The organism is Burkholderia sp. 4NA327C6 (genome assembly GCF_005502655.1).
GTDB classification, from domain to species: domain Bacteria; phylum Pseudomonadota; class Gammaproteobacteria; order Burkholderiales; family Burkholderiaceae; genus Burkholderia; species Burkholderia contaminans.
This window is the reverse complement of record NZ_SCNZ01000009.1, coordinates 118,059-137,386: the sequence shown is the minus strand read 5'-3', so window position 1 is coordinate 137,386 and position 19,328 is coordinate 118,059. Positions and strand designations below refer to the sequence as shown.

Annotated in this window: 20 protein-coding genes and 1 riboswitch; of the genes, 16 read left to right on the top strand and 4 right to left on the bottom strand. The window is 68.3% G+C overall.

Annotated elements, in window-relative coordinates:
- Positions 1–68: 68 nt before the first annotated feature.
- The 4 genes from FFS49_RS12145 to FFS49_RS12130 form a co-directional block, all read right to left on the bottom strand.
- Positions 69–1,454, bottom strand: coding sequence for a D-amino acid dehydrogenase (locus FFS49_RS12145; protein ID WP_226285476.1), 1,386 nt, complete (start codon positions 1,452–1,454; stop codon positions 69–71).
- Positions 1,414–2,676: an MFS transporter gene (locus tag FFS49_RS12140; protein ID WP_039366691.1), complete on the bottom strand. Its 1,263-nt coding sequence runs from the start codon at positions 2,674–2,676 to the stop codon at positions 1,414–1,416. The genes FFS49_RS12145 and FFS49_RS12140 overlap by 41 nt, the downstream gene beginning before the upstream one ends.
- 237 nt (positions 2,677–2,913) lie before the next feature.
- On the bottom strand, positions 2,914–3,690 hold the full coding sequence (locus FFS49_RS12135) for an SDR family oxidoreductase (protein WP_105816459.1): 777 nt from the start codon (positions 3,688–3,690) through the stop codon (positions 2,914–2,916).
- Positions 3,687–5,456 (bottom strand): ABC transporter ATP-binding protein/permease, encoded by a 1,770-nt coding sequence (locus FFS49_RS12130; RefSeq protein ID WP_039366685.1) that lies wholly within the window; start codon positions 5,454–5,456, stop codon positions 3,687–3,689. The genes FFS49_RS12135 and FFS49_RS12130 overlap by 4 nt, the downstream gene beginning before the upstream one ends.
- A gap of 269 nt (positions 5,457–5,725) precedes the next feature.
- A riboswitch (TPP riboswitch) is annotated at positions 5,726–5,849 on the top strand.
- Positions 5,850–6,074: 225 nt separating this feature from the next.
- Here FFS49_RS12130 and FFS49_RS12120 point away from each other — a divergent pair.
- From FFS49_RS12120 to hisD, 16 genes are all read left to right on the top strand, one after another.
- Positions 6,075–7,211 carry an FAD-dependent oxidoreductase gene (locus tag FFS49_RS12120; RefSeq protein WP_039366682.1) on the top strand — a complete coding sequence of 379 codons (1,137 nt, stop codon included), beginning with the start codon at positions 6,075–6,077 and terminating at the stop codon, positions 7,209–7,211.
- 32 nt (positions 7,212–7,243) lie between these two features.
- A complete protein-coding gene (thiS, locus tag FFS49_RS12115) occupies positions 7,244–7,441 on the top strand; it encodes a sulfur carrier protein ThiS (protein WP_039366679.1) in 198 nt (65 codons plus the stop codon).
- Positions 7,442–7,479: 38 nt separating this feature from the next.
- Positions 7,480–8,295 carry a thiazole synthase gene (locus tag FFS49_RS12110; RefSeq protein WP_071335449.1) on the top strand — a complete coding sequence of 272 codons (816 nt, stop codon included), beginning with the start codon at positions 7,480–7,482 and terminating at the stop codon, positions 8,293–8,295.
- Entirely contained in the window at positions 8,292–9,416 is a 1,125-nt protein-coding gene (thiE, locus tag FFS49_RS12105) for a thiamine phosphate synthase (protein WP_105816460.1), read from the top strand. The genes FFS49_RS12110 and thiE overlap by 4 nt, the downstream gene beginning before the upstream one ends.
- Before the next feature lie 84 nt (positions 9,417–9,500).
- Complete coding sequence (locus tag FFS49_RS12100; protein ID WP_071335451.1) at positions 9,501–10,322, top strand: ABC transporter ATP-binding protein; 822 nt, start codon at positions 9,501–9,503, stop codon at positions 10,320–10,322.
- Complete coding sequence (mlaE, locus tag FFS49_RS12095; protein WP_039366670.1) at positions 10,319–11,086, top strand: lipid asymmetry maintenance ABC transporter permease subunit MlaE; 768 nt, start codon at positions 10,319–10,321, stop codon at positions 11,084–11,086. The genes FFS49_RS12100 and mlaE overlap by 4 nt, the downstream gene beginning before the upstream one ends.
- A gap of 24 nt (positions 11,087–11,110) precedes the next feature.
- On the top strand, positions 11,111–11,671 hold the full coding sequence (gene mlaD, locus FFS49_RS12090) for an outer membrane lipid asymmetry maintenance protein MlaD (protein ID WP_039366668.1): 561 nt from the start codon (positions 11,111–11,113) through the stop codon (positions 11,669–11,671).
- A gap of 30 nt (positions 11,672–11,701) precedes the next feature.
- On the top strand, positions 11,702–12,667 hold the full coding sequence (locus FFS49_RS12085) for a VacJ family lipoprotein (RefSeq protein ID WP_039366809.1): 966 nt from the start codon (positions 11,702–11,704) through the stop codon (positions 12,665–12,667).
- 111 nt (positions 12,668–12,778) lie between these two features.
- Positions 12,779–13,408 (top strand): ABC transporter substrate-binding protein, encoded by a 630-nt coding sequence (locus FFS49_RS12080; RefSeq protein ID WP_039366807.1) that lies wholly within the window; start codon positions 12,779–12,781, stop codon positions 13,406–13,408.
- Positions 13,405–13,680, top strand: coding sequence for an STAS domain-containing protein (locus FFS49_RS12075; RefSeq protein ID WP_039366665.1), 276 nt, complete (start codon positions 13,405–13,407; stop codon positions 13,678–13,680). Before FFS49_RS12080 ends, FFS49_RS12075 begins: the two co-directional genes overlap by 4 nt.
- A 192-nt stretch (positions 13,681–13,872) precedes the next feature.
- Positions 13,873–14,799 (top strand): ABC transporter ATP-binding protein, encoded by a 927-nt coding sequence (locus FFS49_RS12070; RefSeq protein WP_011350722.1) that lies wholly within the window; start codon positions 13,873–13,875, stop codon positions 14,797–14,799.
- Positions 14,796–15,551 (top strand): ABC transporter permease, encoded by a 756-nt coding sequence (locus FFS49_RS12065; RefSeq protein WP_039366662.1) that lies wholly within the window; start codon positions 14,796–14,798, stop codon positions 15,549–15,551. The genes FFS49_RS12070 and FFS49_RS12065 overlap by 4 nt, the downstream gene beginning before the upstream one ends.
- Before the next feature lie 56 nt (positions 15,552–15,607).
- Complete coding sequence (locus FFS49_RS12060; RefSeq protein ID WP_006477131.1) at positions 15,608–15,847, top strand: BolA family protein; 240 nt, start codon at positions 15,608–15,610, stop codon at positions 15,845–15,847.
- Between the two features lie 14 nt (positions 15,848–15,861).
- The gene (gene murA / locus FFS49_RS12055) at positions 15,862–17,211 is read left to right on the top strand and encodes a UDP-N-acetylglucosamine 1-carboxyvinyltransferase (RefSeq protein WP_046544792.1); all 1,350 of its coding nucleotides are present in this window, start codon (positions 15,862–15,864) and stop codon (positions 17,209–17,211) included.
- Positions 17,208–17,861 carry an ATP phosphoribosyltransferase gene (gene hisG, locus FFS49_RS12050; RefSeq protein ID WP_011350725.1) on the top strand — a complete coding sequence of 218 codons (654 nt, stop codon included), beginning with the start codon at positions 17,208–17,210 and terminating at the stop codon, positions 17,859–17,861. Before murA ends, hisG begins: the two co-directional genes overlap by 4 nt.
- A gap of 24 nt (positions 17,862–17,885) precedes the next feature.
- On the top strand, positions 17,886–19,202 hold the full coding sequence (hisD, locus tag FFS49_RS12045; RefSeq protein WP_105816462.1) for a histidinol dehydrogenase: 1,317 nt from the start codon (positions 17,886–17,888) through the stop codon (positions 19,200–19,202).
- The last annotated feature ends 126 nt before the right edge of the window (positions 19,203–19,328 follow it).

Sequence of the window (19,328 nt, the reverse complement as noted above, 5' to 3'; positions counted from 1 at the left end):
GTCATCGTTGTCTTGCGTCATGCGGGTGGGTTGCCGCGCTTCGGTGACGTTGCGCGCCGCACGGCCTGCTACCCGTAGCGCGCGAGCGTCAACCCCGACAGATCGATCTCCGGCTCTCGCCCGGTGACGAGATCCGCCACCACCTTCCCCGACCCCATCGACATCGCCCAGCCCGTCGAGCCGTGGCCGACGTTCAGCCAGAGTCCGTCGATCCCGCTCGCGCCCAGCAGCGGCGGCCCGTCGGGCGTCATCGGCCGGCGGCCGACCCAGAAGCGTGCCGATGCCCGATCGGCCGCGTGCGGGAACCAGTCGTCGAGCACCTTCATCAGCGTATCGAGCGCCTGCTGGCGCAGCGCCGCGTGCCGGTTGCCGAGTTCCGCGGTACCCGCGACGCGCAGCGTCGGGCCGAAACGCGTGATCGCCGTCTTCAGCGATTCGTCCATCAGCGCGGCGTGTGGCGATTTTTCGTCGTCGACGACGGCGAGCGTCGCCGAGTAGCCCTTCACCGGATACAGCGGCACGTCGATGCCGTGCGGCCGCAGCAGGCCGGCACTGTCGACGCCGAGCGCGACGACGATCGCATCGGCCGCAAGCCGCGCGTCGCGGTGCTGGCCGCCGGCGTTCGATGCGTGCGGATGCGGTCCGCCGTCCTCGCCGCCGTTGCCGTTGCCGACGATTCGCACGCCGCGCACCCGGCCGGCTTCAACGTCGAGCGCCTGCACTCCCGTGCGAAAGCGGAACGTCACGCCGTTGGTTTCGCACAGCGCCCGCAGTTCGCGCGTGAAGCGTGCGCAGTCGCCGGCTTCGTCGTCGGGCAGGTAGATGCCGCCGACGGGCGCCTGTCGTGCCCACCGCAAGCCCGGCTCGATTGCCGTGCAGCCGGCCGCGTCGAGTTCGCGAAATGCGATGCCGGCGTCGCGCAGCACCTTCAGCGCGGGCTGCACCATCTCGACGTCGAACGCGCCGCGCAGCAGTTGCAGGTAGCCGCGGCTTGCGCCGTAGTCGAACGGATGGCTGTCGCGAAACGCATGCAGGCACGCGCGGCTGTAATACGCGACGCGTTGCATCCGCTGCTTGTTCACGCGGAACCGCTCGAATTCGCATTCGCGCAGCCAGCGCGCGATCCAGCGCCACTGCGCGGCGTCGAGCGTCGGCCGGAAAATCAGCGGCGAAGCGGGCTTGAACAGGTACTTGAGGATCTTGCCGGGCATCCCCGGCGCGGCCCATGGCGTCACGTAGCCGGGCGCGATCACGCCCGCGTTGCCGAGGCTCGTCGCCTGCGCGACATCGGACTCGCGCTCGATCACGGTGACGTCGCAGCCTGCTTCGCGCAGGTGCCAGGCGGTGGTGACGCCGATCACGCCGGCGCCGAGAACGATCACGTGCATGCGGTTTCCGGAACGAAGAGGCCGCTCACGACGCGACGGCCGGGCCGTCGACGAGCGACTTGCCACGCGTTTCCGGCAGCACGAGCGCGGCGACGATCACGAGCAGGTAGCCGCCGCCCGCCACGAGGCCGATCGCCTTCACGAGCGACATCGACTGCGACAGCGAGCCGACGAGGATCGGGAAGAACGAACCGAGCCCGCGCCCGAGGTTGTAGCAGAAGCCCTGGCCCGAACCGCGGATCGCACCCGGATACAGCTCCGAAAGATAAGCCCCGATGCCCGCGAAGATCCCCTGCACGACGATGCCGAGCGGGAAGCCCAGCAGCAGCATCGCGGTGTCGGTGATCGGCAGCATCGTGTACGCCATGCCGAGCGAGAACGAGCCGATCGCGAACAGGATGAACGACGCGCGGCGGCCGAGCCGGTCGGACAGGATCGCGCCGACCACGTAGCCGACGAACGAGCCGACGATCAGCACGACGAGATAGCCGCTCGTGTTGAACACCGACAGGTGGCGGACGGTTTTCAGGTAGGTGGGCAGCCACGTCGTGATCGCGTAGTAGCCGCCGAGCATCCCGGTGCACAGCGCGCTGCCGAACAGCGTCGCGCGCAGGTGTGGCAGCGAGAAGATCTCGAGGAAGTGGCCCGACACGCGACCTTCGTCGCGCGCGCGGCGGGTGGCCGTGTAAACGTCGGGATCGGTGACGTTGCGGCGGATGTACAGGATCCACAGCGCGGGCACGATGCCGATCCAGAAGCACGCACGCCACGCGACCTGCTCGGGCAGCAGCGCGAAGAACGCCCAGTAGAGGATCGCGGCCGCCCCCCAGCCGAACGACCAGCTGCTCTGCACGGTGCCGACCGCCTTCCCGCGATGCTCGGGGGAGCGAATCGTCTCGGCCATCATGATCGTCACGACCGACCATTCGCCGCCGAAGCCGAAGCCCTGCAGCGTGCGTGTCGCGAGCAGTTGCCAGAACGAATGGGTGAAACCGGACAGGCAGGTGAACAGCGCGAAGGTCGCAATGGTCCACTGCAGCACGCGCACGCGGCCGTAGCGGTCGGCGAGGATGCCGGCGACCCAGCCGCCGAGCGCCGACGAGATCAGCGAGCTCGTCGCGATCATCCCGGCCTCGCTCTTCGTCATGCCCCAGGTGGCGATCAGCGTCGGAATCAGGAACGAATAGATCATGAAGTCGAACGCATCGACCGCGTAGCCGCCGAAGCCGGCATACAGCGTCCTGCGCTCGCGCGTCGACAATTCGTTGAACCACTGGAATGCCTGCATGCTTGCCGCCCCCCTCTTTTGTCTCGTCTCGCGCTGCCGTCTGGCGGCTATTTTACGGGCGGGATGCGGGGTGCCAAAAAGGTGAGTACGGGTGTGTGGCGGCGCAAAGAACGGGGAGGGCGGTGCGCGTGCGTTCGGGGAAAGCGTGATGGCCCGATCCGGTCGCGCTCGGGCGCCATGCAGGCCCGGGCAACGGTGTGACGGCCCGTGCGCCGGCACGGCGCGCAAGCCCTTGCTTCAGAGCGTCAGGCCACCGTCGACATGAATGACCTGGCCGGTAATCTGTCGCGCGGCGTCCGACAGCAGGAACGCGATCAGCGCGGCGACGTCGTCGGGTTCGGCGATCCGGCCGAGCGGTGTCGCCTGTTCGGCCTGCGCCCACGCGGCGGCGTTGCCGGCGCTCGGCCCGTGGTCCTTGCGCGTGAAGCCGGGCGCGACCGCGTTGACGGTGATGCCGCGCGCGGCGAATTCGGCAGCGGCGGAGCGCACGAGCGATTCGAGCGCCGCCTTCGCCGCGGCGGTGGCCGCGAACGGGGCGTCGGCGCGGTAGCGGTGCGCGACGAACGAGCTGACCGCGACGATCCGCGGCGCCACCGACGCTTCGAGAAGCGGCCGCGCGCGGCCCGCGAGCGCGGAGAACGCGCCGGGCATTGCCGCGAAGGCGGACGCGAGCGCGTCCGCGGAAAGACCGGAAAAGGATTGCCGGGCGGCGAAGCCCGCGTTGGCGACCAGGTGATCGAGCCCGCCGAAGCGTGACGCGGTTGCATCGACGAGCGACGCGGCGACGCCCGCCTCACCGAGATCGCCGGTGAGTGTGACGCATGCCGCGCCGGCCGCCGTGCACGCGTGGGCGACATCGGCAAGCCGGGCGCGCGCCGCTTCGTCCGCGCCGCGCGCGTGCAGCGCCAGCGCGATGCCGGGCGCCGCGAGCCGCCGCGCGAGCGCCGCGCCGATCCCGGAACCCGCGCCGGTGATCAGCGCAATCCGTGCGATGTGCGCGGCGCGTGCGCTCAAGCCGCGACCTTGTCGCTGTCGTTCACGCGCTCGACGTTGATTGTGCCGACGTGGAACGCGGCCAGCGATTCGCGGTGCGCGATGCTGACGATCGCGGCCTTCGGCAGCCGTTCGGCGAACAGGTGGTACAGGCGCGCTTCGTTGTCGGCGTCGAGCGCGCTGGTCGCTTCGTCGAGGAACAGGAAGTCGGGCTTGTGCAGCAGGACGCGCGCGCCGGCCAGGCGCTGCTGTTCGCCCGGCGACAGCACGCGGGTCCAGTGCGCGGTCTCGTCGAGGCGGTCGACGTAATCCTCGAGGCGACATGCGCGCAGCGCGTCGCGGCAGGCTTCGTCGCTGAACGCGTCGGCCGTCGCCGGATAGGTGAGCGCGGCCTTCAGCGTGCCGATCGGCAGGTAGCTCGTCTGCGGCACGAACATCATCCGCGCGCCGACCGGTGCATCGATCGCGCCGTCGCCGAACGGCCACAGGCCCGCGAGCGCGCGCATGAACGTGCTCTTGCCGGAACCCGACTTGCCGACCACGAGCCAGCGCGAGCCGGGCTCGATCGTGACGCTGCCGATGGTCGCGAGCGCGTTGCCGTTCGGCAGCGCGAGCTTGAGCGACGACGTCGACAGCTTCGCGTCGTCGACGTAGTGCAGGTTGATGCCGCCGTGCTCGGTCGCGGGCGACAGGCTTTCCTTCAGGTGCGACGTGCCCATCACGCGCTTGAATTCGCGCAGACGGTTGACGGTGGCGCGCCACTCGACGAGGGTCGAGTAACTGTTGATGAACCACGAGAATGAATCGCTGACGGTGCCGAACGCGGACGAGATCTGCATCAGCACGCCGAACGAGAACGCGCCCGCGAAATAGCGCGGCGCGGCGACGACGAGCGGGAAGATGATCGCGATCTGCCCGTAGAAGCTCAGCACGAACGTGAGCCGCTTCGTGTACTTCATCACGCGCCACCAGTTGTCGCGGATGCGCGCGAAGAGGTTTTGCGCGTTGCCGGTCTCGGTCTTCTCGCCGTCGTAGAACGCGATCTGTTCGGCGTTCTCGCGCACGCGGATCAGCCCGAAGCGGAAGTCGGCCTCGACGCGCTGCTGCTGGTAGTTGATCGACACGAGCGGATGGCCGACCTTCTGGATGATCAGCGAGCCGACCACCGCGTACAGCGCGGCCGCCCACACCATGTAGCCGGGGATCGCGATCGGTGTCGCGCCGAGCGAAATCGTCAGCGCGCCGGCGAGCGACCACAGGATCGTGATGAACGACACGAGCGTGACGACCGTCGACAGCAGGTCGAGCGACAGCGCGAGCGTGGTCGTCGCGAACGACTGGAGGTCGTCGGTGATCCGCTGGTCGGGGTTGTCGGCGAGGCGGTCACGCTCGATCCGGTAGAACGCGCGATCGCCGAGCCACTGGCCGAGAAAGCGGTCGGTGAGCCACTGGCGCCAGCGGAAGCCGAGCATCTGCCGCAGGTAGCGGCCGTACACGGCGAGGATGATGAAGGCGAACGCGAGCGCGGAGAATTGCATCAGCAGGTTCGGGAAGTCGTGGACGTCCTTCGACTGCAGCGCGTTGTAGAACTCCGCGTTCCACTTGTTCAGCCGGACGTTGATCCAGACCACGCAGAGGTTGATCGCGATGATCGTGACCAGCAGGCCCCACGCGATTTTCCATTCGGACGATACCCAGTAGGGCTTGATGAGGCTCCATGCGGATACCGGGCGGTCGTCCTGCGGCGCGTCGGAGGCGGAGCGGACGGGATCGATCGATTGGGTCATGTGCTTCCTGATGAGTAGCCGGCGCGCGGGCCGGGCGAAGCCGGGCGCGCGCCGCGATACGGCATGCCGGGACGCGGCGCCGACTGACGACGGGCGTCCGGATGTTCGCCCGCGCGTCTTAAACGGCACTTAAGGCCGGCGGTGACGCGGCAACCGGCCGCTCGCGCGGCCGGCCTGCGGGCATTGTGCCAGAGCGGCGCGGCACGACGGCGAATTTGCCGCAAGGGGGACAGTTTGCGGCGCTTTCCGCTTTTATGGTCTAATGGCCGACGACGAAACAGGGGTGCTTCGTGGCGCGGCCGGCAGATGTTCCGGGCAGCGCGATGAGGCTGAGAAAGACCCTTCGCACCCGATCCGGGTAATACCGGCGAGGGAAGTTTCTGATCCCGCCGGGTCGCGCTGGCTGCCATCCCACATGGTCAGCGCCCTTGTCCCGCCCGGCCGGCCTTTGCTGCCGGTTTCGTCCTTTTGGGTACGCGCCTTGCGCGTTACGGAAGGAATGATGACCGCACAATCTTCAGTCTTTTGCATGGTTTCCGGCCCGATGCCGCGTGCGTTCGCATGCGGCGGCGCGTGCGCGTCGACGCTCGTCGTGCGTGCTCGTGCGGAGGGCGCGCGATGAACGCCCGGGATTCCCGACCCGATTTCGCGGTGCTCGGCGGCGGCCTCGTCGGCCGCCTGATCGCCTGGCGGCTCGCGGGCGACGGGCACCGCGTCGCGCTTTACGAGCGCGGCGGCCCGGACGGCGAGCAGTCGGCCGCGTGGATCGCGGCCGCGATGCTCGCGCCGCTCGCGGAGGCGGCGAGCGCGGAGCTGCTGATCACCGAACTGGGCGCCGCGTCGCTCGCGCGCTGGCCGCAGTGGCTCGCGGAACTGCCCGAACCCGTCTTCTTCCAGCGTCACGGCACGCTCGTCGTCTGGCATCACGCCGATCGCGCGGAGGCACCGCTGTTCGAGCGGCGCGTGCGTGCGAACGCGCCGGCCGACCTGTTCGACCGCGGTTTCGTGACGCTCGCCGGCGCGCAGGTCGACGCGGCCGAGCCCGTGCTCGCGGGCCGCTTCGCGCGCGGCCTGCTGCTGCCGAACGAAGGCCAGCTCGACAATCGCCAGGCGCTGCGTGCGCTCGCGGCCGGCCTCGCCGAGCGCGGCGTCGAGCTGCACTGGCACGTCACGATCGACGATGCGAACCTGCCCGCCGCGCATTTCACGATCGATTGCCGCGGGCTCGGCGCGAAACCCGCGCTGCCCGCGTTGCGCGGCATCCGCGGCGAAGTCGCGCGTGTGCACGCGCCCGGCATCGGGCTCACCCGGCCCGTGCGGCTGCTGCATCCGCGCTACCCGCTGTACATCGCACCGAAGCAGGGCGATCTCTATGTGATCGGCGCGACCGAGGTCGAGGGCGAGGACATGTCGCCCGTCAGCGTGCGCTCCGCGCTCGAACTGCTGAGCGCGGCGTTCTCCGTGCATCCGGCGTTCGGCGAGGCGCGCATCCTCGAGCTCAATGCGCAGTGCCGGCCGACGCTGCCCGATCATCGCCCGGCGGTGATCTGGGACGGCGCGTCGACGCTCGCCGTCAACGGCCTGTACCGGCACGGCTTCATGATCGCGCCGGAAGTCGCGCACGCGGCGGTTGCAGTCGCCGAAGCCGCGCTCGGCGGCGCGTTCGGCGATGCCGATGCGTTCGCCGCGTGGCGCGACGCCGAGCGCTGGCCGGCGCTCCTTCATCACCGCAACGACGCGCGCCAGCCGGCCTGACGCGTGCTGCCGACCGAATTCGACGAAGCCTCATGGATATCCAGATCAATCAACAGAACCTGACGTTGCCCGACGGCGCCACGGTGGCCGACGCACTCGCCGCGTACGGCGCGCGTCCGCCGTATGCGGTCGCGCTGAACGGCGACTTCGTCGCGCGCACGCAGCACGCGGCGCGCGCACTCGCGGCGGGCGACAAGCTCGACGTCGTGCACCCGGTCGCGGGCGGCTGAGCGCCGCCGGTTCGTCCCCGCTCTTTCAGGAAAACGACATGACGTCCCTCACCTCCGCCGACGCGCTGACGCTGTACGGCGAAACCTTCGCAAGCCGCGTGCTGCTCGGCACGTCGCGCTATCCGTCGCTGCAGTCGCTGTCCGATTCGATCGCCGCGTCGCGTCCCGGGATGGTGACGGTCGCGCTGCGCCGCCAGATGACGGGCGGCACGGCCGAAGCCGGCTTCTTCGACCTGCTCAAGCGTCACGCGGTGCCGCTGCTGCCGAACACGGCCGGCTGCCAGACCGTCGCCGAAGCCGTGACGACCGCACACATGGCGCGCGAAGTCTTCGGCACCGACTGGATCAAGCTCGAACTGATCGGCGACGACTACACGCTGCAGCCCGATCCGGTCGGCCTGATCGAAGCGGCCGCGCAACTGGTCAAGGACGGTTTCAAGGTGTTGCCGTACTGCACCGAGGATCTGGTGATCGGCCGGCGCCTGCTCGACGTCGGCTGCGAGGCGCTGATGCCGTGGGGCGCGCCGATCGGCACGGGCAAGGGCATCGTGAACCCGTACGGCCTGCGAGTGCTGCGCGAGCGGCTGCCTGACGTGCCGCTGATCGTCGACGCGGGGCTCGGCGTGCCGTCGCATGCGTGCCAGGTGATGGAGTGGGGCTTCGACGGCGTGTTGCTGAACACCGCCGTGTCGCAGGCCACGCACCCCGAGATCATGGCGCGCGCATTTGCGCAGGGCGTCGAGGCTGGCCGCGCCGCCTATCTCGCCGGGCCGATGGATGCGCGCGAGACCGCGCATGCGAGCACGCCGGTCGTCGGGATGCCGTTCTGGCACCAGGACGGAGGCGGCGCATGAGCGCGCGTTTCGCCGATGCATTCTGGCCGCCGGCCGACGAACTGGCCGAAGCGGCCGAACGGATTCGCGCGCGGCTCGGCGACTGGCCGCGCGGTGCTGCGCCGTGGCGGCTCTGCGTCGCGGTGCCCGACGTGCCGGCCGATGGCGACGTGCTGATCGTTTCGGCAGGCGACCGCGCCGCCCAGGCGCGCGCGTCGGCTGCGTCGCGGCCCGCGGCGCCGGGCGCGGTCGCGATCGAATTCGACGAGCAAGGCGCGGTGTTTCACGCGGCGGGCGCGCGCTACGCACTCGACGCCGCGCATCCGCTCGGAGACGACTGGATCGCCGCGCTCGCGGCGTTCCTCGATTGCGGCTTCGCGCCGATCGACGCGCTGGTGCTGGCGCTGGCCTGGCGCGACGGCGATGAAATGCGCGCCGCCGATGCGTGGCCGGTCGACGCCGCACAGTTCCCGCGTGTTGCCGGGCTGCCGGCCGCACCCGAACCTGCATTCGCGCCGTGCCCCGCGCAACTCGGCCTCTATCCGGTCGTGCCGGACGCCGAATGGGTCGAGCGCGTGCTCGATTGCGGCGTGCGAACCGTGCAACTGCGTGTGAAAGGCGCGACGCCGGACGTGATGCGGCGGGAAGTCGCCCGCACGGTCGCGGCCGGGCGCCGCTATCCCGATGCGCGCGTGTTCATCAACGATCACTGGCAGATCGCCGCAGAAGAGGGTGCGTACGGCGTTCATCTCGGCCAGGAAGACCTCGAAACGGCCGATCTGGCCGCGATCGCGCGCGCGGGCCTGCGGCTCGGACTTTCGAGCCACGGTTATTACGAAATGTTGCGGGCGCTGCATGAGCGCCCGAGCTACCTCGCGCTCGGCCCCGTGTATGCGACGGCGACCAAGGCCGTTGCTGCGCCGCCACAGGGCCTCGTCCGGATCGCCCGCTATGCGCGCTTCGCGGGCGCCCGGGCGCCGCTCGTCGCGATCGGCGGGGTGGGGCTCGATGCGCTGCCGGGCGTGCTGGCAACGGGCGTCGGCAGTGTCGCGGTAGTCAGTGCGGTGACGGGCGCGACCGACTATCGGGCCGCTATTGCTGCGCTGCAGCAATGTTTTCCCGGACAATTTGACAATCATTGACCGCAGGGCCCGGAACGGCTTCACGACATCATTCCAATGCAGGCCCTATAATTCGGCGTTCTGCGTAAAAGGACTGTCAGCTCCGTGAGCCCCACTCCTACCGAGTCACTGCTGGAACTTCGCGACGTCGACTTTGGCTACGGCGACCGCCTCGTCCTGTCCAACCTGAACCTGCGCTTCGGGCGGGGGCAGGTCGTTGCGGTCATGGGCGGGTCGGGTTGCGGCAAGACGACCGTGCTGCGCCTGATCGGCGGCCTCGTGCGCGCACGCCGCGGCCAGGTGCTGTTCGACGGTGCCGATGTCGGCGCGCAAACTCGCGACGGCCTGTACGCGCTGCGCCGCAAGATGGGCATGCTGTTCCAGTTCGGCGCGCTGTTCACCGACATGTCGGTGTTCGAGAACGTCGCGTTCGCGCTGCGCGAGCACACCGACCTGCCCGAAGACCTGATCCGCGACCTCGTGCTGATGAAGCTCAACGCGGTCGGGCTGCGCGGCGCGCGCGACCTGATGCCGTCCGAGGTATCGGGCGGGATGGCGCGCCGTATCGCGCTGGCCCGCGCGATCGCGCTCGATCCGCAGCTCATCATGTACGACGAGCCGTTCGCGGGCCTGGATCCGATCTCGCTCGGCATCACCGCGAACCTGATCCGCACGCTGAACGAGGCGCTCGGCGCGACGTCGATCCTCGTCACGCACGACGTGCCGGAATCATTCGCGATCGCCGACTACGTGTATTTCCTGGCCAACGGCGGCGTGCTCGCTCAGGGCACGCCCGACGAGTTGCGCGCGTCGACCGATCCGAGCGTGCGGCAGTTCATCGACGGCGCGCCGGACGGCCCGTTCAAATTTCATTACACGAGCCCGCCGCTCGCAGCGGATTTCGGGCTCGGCGGAGGGCGCGCATGATCAGCGCGATCGGACGTTACGTCATCGGCGGCCTCGAACGCGCGGGCTACGGCACGCGGCTGTTCGTGCGCCTCGTGCTGGAGTTCTTCCCGCTGCTGCGCCGGCCGCGGCTGGTCACGAAGCAGATCCACTTCCTCGGCAACTACTCGTTCGTGATCATTGCCGTGTCGGGGCTGTTCGTCGGCTTCGTGCTCGGCCTGCAGGGCTACTACACGCTGAACCGCTACGGTTCCGAGCAGGCGCTCGGCCTGCTGGTCGCGCTGTCGCTCGTGCGTGAGCTCGGGCCGGTCGTCACCGCGCTGCTGTTCGCGGGCCGCGCGGGCACGTCGCTCACGGCCGAGATCGGTCTGATGAAAGCCGGCGAGCAGCTCACCGCGCTCGAGATGATGGCGGTGGATCCGATCAAGAACGTGATCGCGCCGCGCATGTGGGCCGGCATCATCGCGATGCCGCTGCTGGCCGCGATCTTCAACGCGGTCGGCGTGCTCGGCGGTTACGTGGTCGGCGTCGTGCTGATCGGCGTCGATCCGGGTGCGTTCTGGTCACAGATGCAGGGCGGGGTCGAAGTCTGGGCCGACGTCGGCAACGGCGTGATCAAGAGCATCGTGTTCGGGTTCGCCGTGACCTTCATTGCACTGTTTCAAGGGTATGAAGCGAAGCCCACGCCCGAGGGCGTGTCGCGCGCGACCACCAAGACGGTCGTGTTCGCGTCGCTCGCCGTACTCGGCCTCGATTTCCTGCTGACCGCGCTGATGTTCAGCTAAGCCTCAGCCAAGCCAAATTTTGGGATGACGATGAAAAAGACTGCTCTCGACTTCTGGGTCGGCCTGTTCGTGGTGGTGGGCTTCCTTGCGGTGCTGTTCCTGGCCCTGAAGGTCGGCAACATGAGCTCGCTGTCGTTTCAGCCGACCTATTCCGTGAGGATGAAATTCGACAATATCGGCGGGCTGAAGCCGCGCGCGGCCGTGAAGAGCGCGGGCGTCGTGGTCGGCCGCGTGAAGTCGATCGGCTTCGACACGAATACGTACCAGGCACTTGTCACGATCGATGTCGACGGCCAGTATCAGTTCCCGAAGGATTCGTCGGCGAAGATCCTGACGTCGGGCCTGCTCGGCGAGCAATATATCGGCCTCGATCCGGGCGGTGACACCGAAATGCTGAAGTCGGGCGATACGATCACGATGACGCAATCGGCGATCGTGCTCGAGAACCTGATCGGCCAGTTCCTGTACAGCAAGGCCGCCGATGCGGGCGGTGCGAAGCCTGCAGCCGGTGCGCCGGCCGCACCCGCACCGGTAGCGGTGCCGGCGTCGGCGGTGTCCGCCGCGTCCGGTTCGGCGGCCCAATAACCACACGAGAGAAAACAAGAGGGAATGACCATGCAGACGATCCGCATCAGGCAGGCCGCGCTGGCGGTAGCGGCAGTCGCCGCGTTGAGCGGCTGCGCGACCGTGCAGACGCCGACCAAGGGCGATCCGCTCGAAGGCTTCAACCGGTCGATGTACAAGTTCAACGACACGGTCGACACGTATGCGCTGAAGCCGGTCGCGAAGGGCTACCAGTACGTGGTGCCGCAGCCGGTGCGCGACAGCGTGACCAACTTCTTCTCGAACATCGGCGACGTCTACATCGCGGCGAACAACATCGTGCAGCTGCGGATTGCCGACGGCGTCGGCGACATCATGCGCGTCGTGATCAACACGGTGTTCGGCGTCGGCGGCCTGTTCGACGTCGCGACGATCGCGAAGCTGCCGAAGCACACGGCCGACTTCGGGATCACGATGGGCCGCTACGGCATGCCGTCGGGCCCGTACCTCGTGCTGCCGCTGCTCGGGCCGAGCACGCTGCGCGACACGGCGGGCCTGGGCGTCGACTACGTCGGCAACCCGCTGACCTACGTGAAGCCGGATGGCCTGAGCTGGGGCCTGTTCGGCGTCAACCTCGTCAACACGCGTTCGAACCTGCTCGGGGCGGGCGACGTGCTGGATGCCGCGGCGCTCGACAAGTATTCGTTCGTCCGTAACGCGTACCTGCAACGCCGCCAGATGCTGATCAGCAACGCGCGCGGCGAGGCGGCCGCGACGTCGAGCAACGATGCGCTGCCGAAGTACGACCTGCCGGACGACGGCGCGGCACCGGCGGCAGCCGGTGCGGCCGGTGCGGCGGGCGCAGCGGCGGTGGGCGGTGCAACGGCGCCGGCAGGCGCATCGGGCGCGGCGGTGGCCGCACCGGCTTCGGGCACGGCCGAATCGCCGAACCCGGCCAGCGAGACGAACGTGCCGGCGATGCAGGTCGCACCGCCGTCGCCGGGCGGGTTCCGCTTCCCGAGCATCCGGCTGCACTGACGGATTTACATTCGTTACAGCCGGAAACGATTCAGTCGGTAGCGTGCGCGAACTTGCGCGTAAGCTACCTGCTCCAACCTCCGCATCGACTCATTCATGCAGGTCACTATGATGAAAAAACTGTTCCTGATCCCCGTTTTCGCGGCGCTGTTCTCGTTCGGCAGCGCAGCCCACGCGCAAGTCGACCAGTCGAACCCGCAGGCGCTGATCAAGACGGCGACGCAGCAGGTGCTCGACGAAGTCAAGCAGCAGACGATCAAGCAGGGCGACACCAACCGCATCATCACGATCGTCAACAAGGACATCCTGCCGTACACCGATTTCCGCCGCACCACGCAGCTCGCGATGGGCCGCAACTGGCGCACCGCGACGGCCGAGCAGCAGCAGCAGGTTCAGGAGCAGTTCAAGCTGCTGCTGATCCGCACGTACTCGGGCGCGCTGGCGCAGCTGAAGCCGGACCAGCAGATCCAGTACCCGCCGTTCCGCGCCGATCCGGCCGATACCGATGTCGTGGTCAAGACCGTCGCGATGAACAACGGCCAGCCGGTCCAGATCGATTACCGCCTGTACAAGACGTCCGGCGGCTGGAAGGTGTATGACCTGAACGTGCTCGGCGCATGGCTGATCCAGACGTACCAGCAGCAGTTCAACGAGAAGATCCAGCAAAGCGGCGTGGACGGCCTGATCCAGTTCCTCACGCAGCGCAACCAGCAACTTGCCGCCGGCAAGCAAGCGTCGTGAGCGGCTTCGAAGCCGGTTCCTCGCTGACCGTCGCGAGCGCGAAGTCCGCGCTCGCGGACGGTCTCGCGCGCATCGGCGGCGGCGCGACCGCCGTCGATTGCGCGACGCTGACGCAGTTCGACTCGTCCGCGCTCGCCGTGCTGCTCGCATGGCAACGTGCCGCCAAAGCGCGCGGCGCGACCCTCGACATCCTCAATCTCCCCCCGAAGCTCGCCAGCCTCGCGCGCGCCTACGGCGTCGACACGCTCATCGAAGGCACCGGGCGACATTGACGCTGTCCGACCGGAGCCTGCCGCGCCGCCCGGCGCGCGCAAGCTTCAGGCCGCGTGCCGCCGGCACCGGCTCCCCCAGCCGGTTTGCCCTATAATCAAGCGTTTTGCGGGGCAGCCAATCGGCGTCCGGCCCCCATTTTCATTAGCAGCAAGCACAGAATAGGCGTCGCGGCCCTGGCGTCGCGCACAGTCATGTCAGCCATAGAAATCCGTCACGTCAAGAAGCGCTACAAGTCGCTTCAGGCGCTCAAGGGCGTCAGCCTGTCGGTCGAGGAAGGCGAGTTTTTCGGTCTGCTCGGCCCCAACGGCGCAGGCAAGACCACGCTCATCAGTATCCTCGCCGGGCTCGCCCGGGCCGACGAAGGCAGTATCTCGGTGCGCGGTCACGACGTCGTCAAGGACTTCCGTGGCGCGCGCCGCGCACTCGGCGTCGTGCCGCAGGAACTCGTGTTCGATCCGTTCTTCACCGTCCGCGAGACGCTGCGAATCCAGTCCGGCTATTTCGGGTTGCGCCGCAACGACGACTGGATCGACGAAGTGATGGCCAATCTCGACCTCACCGAGAAGGCCGATGCGAACATGCGCGCGCTGTCGGGCGGGATGAAGCGCCGCGTGCTGGTCGCGCAGGCGCTCGTGCACCGGCCGCCCGTGATCGTGCTCGACGAACCGACCGCCGGTGTCGACGTCGAATTGCGCCAGACGTTGTGGAAATTCATCTCGCGCCTGAACCGCGAAGGCCACACGATCGTGCTGACCACCCATTACCTCGAGGAAGCCGAGTCGCTGTGCGACCGCATCGCGATGCTGCGCCGTGGCGAAGTGGTCGCGCTCGACCGCACCGATGCGCTGCTGCGCCGCTTCGCGGGGCTGCAGCTCTACCTGCGCCTCGCGACCGGCGCGCTGCCGTCCGAGCTGCGCGGGCTGGAGTCCGACCCGGCCGCCCGCGCGCCGGGCGAGCACCTGCTGCGCCTGACGAGCTATGACGATGTCGAGCGTATCCTCGCGCAATGCCGCGCGGCGGGCTGCACGTTCGACGAGATCGAGGTCCGCAAGGCCGACCTCGAGGATGTGTTCGTCCAGGTGATGAACGGGGCAGACGTCATCGAGGGATTGGCATGAGTGGTTTTCAAACGCTGTTCTACAAGGAACTGCTGCGTTTCTGGAAGGTGTCGTTCCAGACGGTGTGCGCACCGATCGTCACGGCGCTGCTGTACCTGACGATCTTCGGCCACGCGCTGTCTGGCCGCGTCGAGGTGTATCCGGGCGTCGAGTACGTGAGCTTTCTCGTACCGGGCCTCGTGATGATGAGCGTGCTGCAGAACGCGTTCGCGAACAGCTCGTCGTCGTTGATCCAGTCGAAGATCACCGGCAATCTCGTGTTCATGCTGCTGCCGCCGCTGTCGTATCGCGACATCTTCGGCGCGTACGTGCTCGCGTCCGTGGTGCGCGGGCTCGCGGTCGGCGCGGGCGTGTTCGTCGTGACGATCTGGTTTGTCCCGATGCATTTCGCGGCGCCGCTGTTCATCATTGCGTTCGCGCTGCTCGGCTCGGCGATCCTCGGCACGCTCGGCCTGATCGCCGGGATCTGGGCCGAGAAGTTCGACCAGCTCGCCGCGTTCCAGAACTTCCTGATCATGCCGCTGACGTTCCTGTCCGGCGTGTTCTATTCGACGCACTCGCTGCCGCCCGTGTGGCGCGAGATCTCGCGTCTCAATCCGTTTTTCTACATGATCGACGGCTTCCGTTTCGGGTTCTTCGGCGCGTCCGACATCAACCCGTTCGCGAGCCTCGCGATCGTCACCGGTTTCTTCGTGCTGCTCGCGCTGATCGCGATGCGGCTGCTCGCGACCGGCTACAAACTGCGTCATTGATATCGACAGGCCGCGGCCGCCATCCGGGCGGCGCGCGCCGACAGGAGCCTTACACCATGTTGCCGACTCCCGAACAGGTCAAGCAATACATCGCCGGCGGTCTCGCCTGCACGCATCTGGAAGTCGAAGGCGACGGCCAGCATTTCTTCGCGACGATCGTGTCGGCGGCCTTCGAAGGCAAGCGGCCGATCCAGCGGCACCAGCTCGTCTATGCGGCGCTCGGCGATCGCATGAAACAGGAAATTCACGCGCTCAGCATGAAGACGCTGACGCCCGCCGAATGGCAGAACGCATAACCGGAAATCACTGAGTGCAAGTCACCGTCAACGAGCGCGACGCCGTCCAGAGCGTCGCCACGGCACACCCGGCCGCCAACGGGGAAGCGCATGGCCATGGGATGGACAAGCTCGTGATCGAAGGCGGCCGCCGCCTGTCGGGCGAGATCGTCGTGTCGGGCGCGAAGAATGCCGCGCTGCCGATCCTGTGCGCGGGGCTTCTCACCGCCGATCCGGTCGATCTCGACAACGTGCCGAATCTCAAGGACGTGCGTACCACGCTGAAGGTGCTGAACCAGATGGGCGTGAAGAGCGAGACCGACGGCTGCCGCGTGCAGCTCGACGCGTCGCGCGTCGACAACCTCGTCGCGCCGTACGAGCTCGTGAAGACGATGCGCGCGTCGATCCTCGTGCTCGGGCCGCTGCTCGCGCGCTTCGGCGAGGCGAAGGTGTCGCTGCCGGGCGGCTGCGCAATCGGCGCGCGTCCGGTCGACCAGCACATCAAGGGCCTGCAGGCGATGGGCGCCGAGATCAGCATCGAGCACGGCTTCATCGAAGCCCGCGCGAAGCGCCTGAAAGGCGCGCGCATCGTGACCGACATGATCACGGTGACGGGCACGGAAAACCTGCTGATGGCCGCGACGCTCGCCGACGGCGAGACGGTGATCGAAAACGCCGCGCGCGAGCCGGAAGTGAGCGATCTCGCACACTTGCTGGTCGCGATGGGCGCGAAAATCGACGGCATCGGCACCGATCGCCTCGTGATCCAGGGCGTCGAGCGGCTGCACGGCGCGCGCCATTCGGTGATCCCCGACCGCATCGAGGCTGGCACGTTCCTGTGCGCGGTCGCGGCGGCGGGCGGCGACGTGATGCTGACGGGCGTGCGCCCGCACATCCTCGACGCGGTGATCGACAAGCTGCGCGAAGCCGGCGTGTCGATCGAGGAAGGCGACAGCTGGCTGCGCGTGAAGATGGACCGCCGGCCGTCGGCGGTGACGATCCGCACGTCGGAATACCCGGCGTTCCCGACCGACATGCAGGCGCAGTTCATGGCCCTCAATACGGTCGCGACGGGCACGGCGCAAGTGGTCGAAACCATTTTCGAGAACCGTTTCATGCACGTGCAGGAGCTGAACCGGCTCGGCGCGAACATCACGATCGACGGCAACACCGCGCTCGTGACGGGGGTCGAAAAACTGTCGGGCGCGAACGTGATGGCGACCGACCTGCGCGCGTCGGCGAGCCTCGTGATCGCCGGGCTGCGTGCCGACGGCGAAACGCTGGTCGACCGCATCTATCATCTGGACCGCGGCTACGACCGCATGGAAGCCAAACTGACCGCCGTCGGCGCGAACGTGCGCCGCCTTTCCGGGAGCCAAGCATGACCGCGCCGCTGACCCTTGCCCTGTCGAAGGGCCGGATTTTCGAGGAAACCCTGCCGCTGCTGGCCGCGGCCGGCGTGCAGGTGACCGAGGATCCGGAAACGTCGCGCAAGCTGATCCTGCCGACGACGAACCCCGATCTGCGCGTGATCATCGTGCGCGCGAGCGACGTGCCGACCTATGTCGAATACGGTGCGGCCGATTTCGGCGTGGCCGGCAAGGACGTGCTGGTCGAGCACGGCGGCTCGGGCCTGTACCAGCCGATCGATCTGAACATTGCGCGCTGCCGGATGTCGGTGGCCGTGTCGGCCGGTTTCGACTATGCGAGCGCCGTGCGCCAGGGCGCGCGCCTGCGCGTCGCGACGAAGTACGTCGAAACCGCACGCGAACACTTTGCCGCGAAGGGCGTGCACGTCGACCTGATCAAGCTGTACGGCTCGATGGAGCTTGCGCCGCTGGTCGGGCTGGCCGACGCGATCGTCGACCTCGTCAGCTCGGGCGGCACGCTGAAGGCGAACAATCTGGTCGAGGTCGAGGAGATCATGGCGATCTCGTCGCGCCTCGTCGTGAACCAGGCTGCGCTGAAGTTGAAGCGCACGGCGCTCAAGCCGATCCTCGACGCGTTCGAACGCGCGTCGCAGAATGGCGGTTGAGCGCATCACCGTAACGGAACTCCCATGTCCATCATCATCCGCAAGCTCGATTCGACGAGCGAAGGCTTCGGCGCCGAGCTGCGCGCGCTGCTCGCGTTCGAGGCGAGCGAAGATGCGGCGATCGAGCAATCGGTCGCGCAGATCCTCGCCGACGTGAAGTCGCGCGGCGACGCCGCGGTGCTCGAGTACACGAACCGCTTCGACCGGCTGAACGCGACGAGCGTCGCCGCGCTGGAGCTGCCGCAGGACGCGCTGCAGACGGCGCTCGACGGCCTCGCGCCGAAGGCGCGCGCGGCGCTGGAAGCCGCTGCCGCGCGGGTGCGTGCGTACCACGAGAAGCAGAAGATCGAGTGCGGCACGCACAGCTGGCAGTACACGGAAAGCGACGGCACGGTGCTCGGCCAGAAGATCACGCCGCTCGACCGCGTCGGCCTGTACGTGCCGGGCGGCAAGGCCGCGTATCCGTCGTCGGTGCTGATGAACGCGATTCCCGCGCGCGTCGCGGGCGTCGGCGAGATCGTGATGGTCGTGCCGACGCCGGACGGCGTGAAGAACGACCTCGTGCTCGCCGCGGCGCTGCTCGGCGGCGTCGATCGCGTGTTCACGATCGGCGGTGCGCAGGCGGTCGGCGCGCTCGCGTACGGCACGGCGACGGTGCCGGCCGTCGACAAGATCTGCGGCCCCGGCAACGCGTACGTCGCGTCGGCGAAGCGCCGCGTGTTCGGCACGGTCGGCATCGACATGATCGCCGGGCCGTCGGAAATCCTCGTGCTGTGCGATGGCACGACCGATCCGAACTGGGTCGCGATGGACCTTTTCTCGCAGGCGGAGCACGATGAACTCGCGCAATCGATCCTGCTGTGCCCGGACGGTGCGTTCCTCGAGCGCGTCGAAAAGGCGATCGACGAGCTGCTGCCGTCGATGCCGCGCCGGGACGTGATTCGCGCGTCGCTCGAAGGCCGTGGCGCGCTGATCAAGGTGCGCGACATGGCCGAAGCGTGCCGGATCGCGAACGACATCGCGCCCGAGCACCTGGAAATTTCCGCGCTGGAGCCGCAGCAATGGGGCCAGCAGATCCGCCATGCGGGCGCGATCTTCCTCGGCCGCTACACGAGCGAAAGCCTCGGCGACTACTGCGCGGGCCCGAACCACGTGCTGCCGACGTCGCGCACCGCGCGCTTCTCGTCGCCGCTCGGCGTGTACGACTTCATCAAGCGCTCGAGCGTGATCGAGGTCAGCGCGGAAGGCGCGCAGACGCTCGGCGAGATCGCGTCCGAGCTCGCGTACGGCGAAGGGCTGCAGGCGCACGCGAAGAGCGCCGAGTTCCGGATGAAGAACTGACCGCACGCTGCGCGGGGCCGCAGCCGGCGCTGATGTGCCGCCCGGCCGGCCCCCGAAGGCCGGGGCGGGAGACACCTGTGCAGGGCGGCAGCCGCCGCCCTGCCGACCCATTGACGCCGGCGCGAC

Bases quoted from the DNA above. Each gene is read 5' to 3' on its own strand.
- FFS49_RS12140 (WP_039366691.1), bottom strand. From the start codon at position 2,676: ATGCAGGCATTCCAGTGGTTCAACGAATTGTCGACGCGCGAGCGCAGG.
- FFS49_RS12130 (WP_039366685.1), bottom strand. From the start codon at position 5,456: ATGACCCAATCGATCGATCCCGTCCGCTCCGCCTCCGACGCGCCGCAG.
- FFS49_RS12120 (WP_039366682.1), top strand. From the start codon at position 6,075: ATGAACGCCCGGGATTCCCGACCCGATTTCGCGGTGCTCGGCGGCGGC.
- thiS (WP_039366679.1), top strand. From the start codon at position 7,244: ATGGATATCCAGATCAATCAACAGAACCTGACGTTGCCCGACGGCGCC.
- FFS49_RS12110 (WP_071335449.1), top strand. From the start codon at position 7,480: ATGACGTCCCTCACCTCCGCCGACGCGCTGACGCTGTACGGCGAAACC.
- thiE (WP_105816460.1), top strand. From the start codon at position 8,292: ATGAGCGCGCGTTTCGCCGATGCATTCTGGCCGCCGGCCGACGAACTG.
- mlaE (WP_039366670.1), top strand. From the start codon at position 10,319: ATGATCAGCGCGATCGGACGTTACGTCATCGGCGGCCTCGAACGCGCG.
- mlaD (WP_039366668.1), top strand. From the start codon at position 11,111: ATGACGATGAAAAAGACTGCTCTCGACTTCTGGGTCGGCCTGTTCGTG.
- FFS49_RS12085 (WP_039366809.1), top strand. From the start codon at position 11,702: ATGCAGACGATCCGCATCAGGCAGGCCGCGCTGGCGGTAGCGGCAGTC.
- FFS49_RS12080 (WP_039366807.1), top strand. From the start codon at position 12,779: ATGAAAAAACTGTTCCTGATCCCCGTTTTCGCGGCGCTGTTCTCGTTC.
- FFS49_RS12070 (WP_011350722.1), top strand. From the start codon at position 13,873: ATGTCAGCCATAGAAATCCGTCACGTCAAGAAGCGCTACAAGTCGCTT.
- FFS49_RS12065 (WP_039366662.1), top strand. From the start codon at position 14,796: ATGAGTGGTTTTCAAACGCTGTTCTACAAGGAACTGCTGCGTTTCTGG.
- FFS49_RS12060 (WP_006477131.1), top strand. From the start codon at position 15,608: ATGTTGCCGACTCCCGAACAGGTCAAGCAATACATCGCCGGCGGTCTC.
- hisG (WP_011350725.1), top strand. From the start codon at position 17,208: ATGACCGCGCCGCTGACCCTTGCCCTGTCGAAGGGCCGGATTTTCGAG.
- hisD (WP_105816462.1), top strand. From the start codon at position 17,886: ATGTCCATCATCATCCGCAAGCTCGATTCGACGAGCGAAGGCTTCGGC.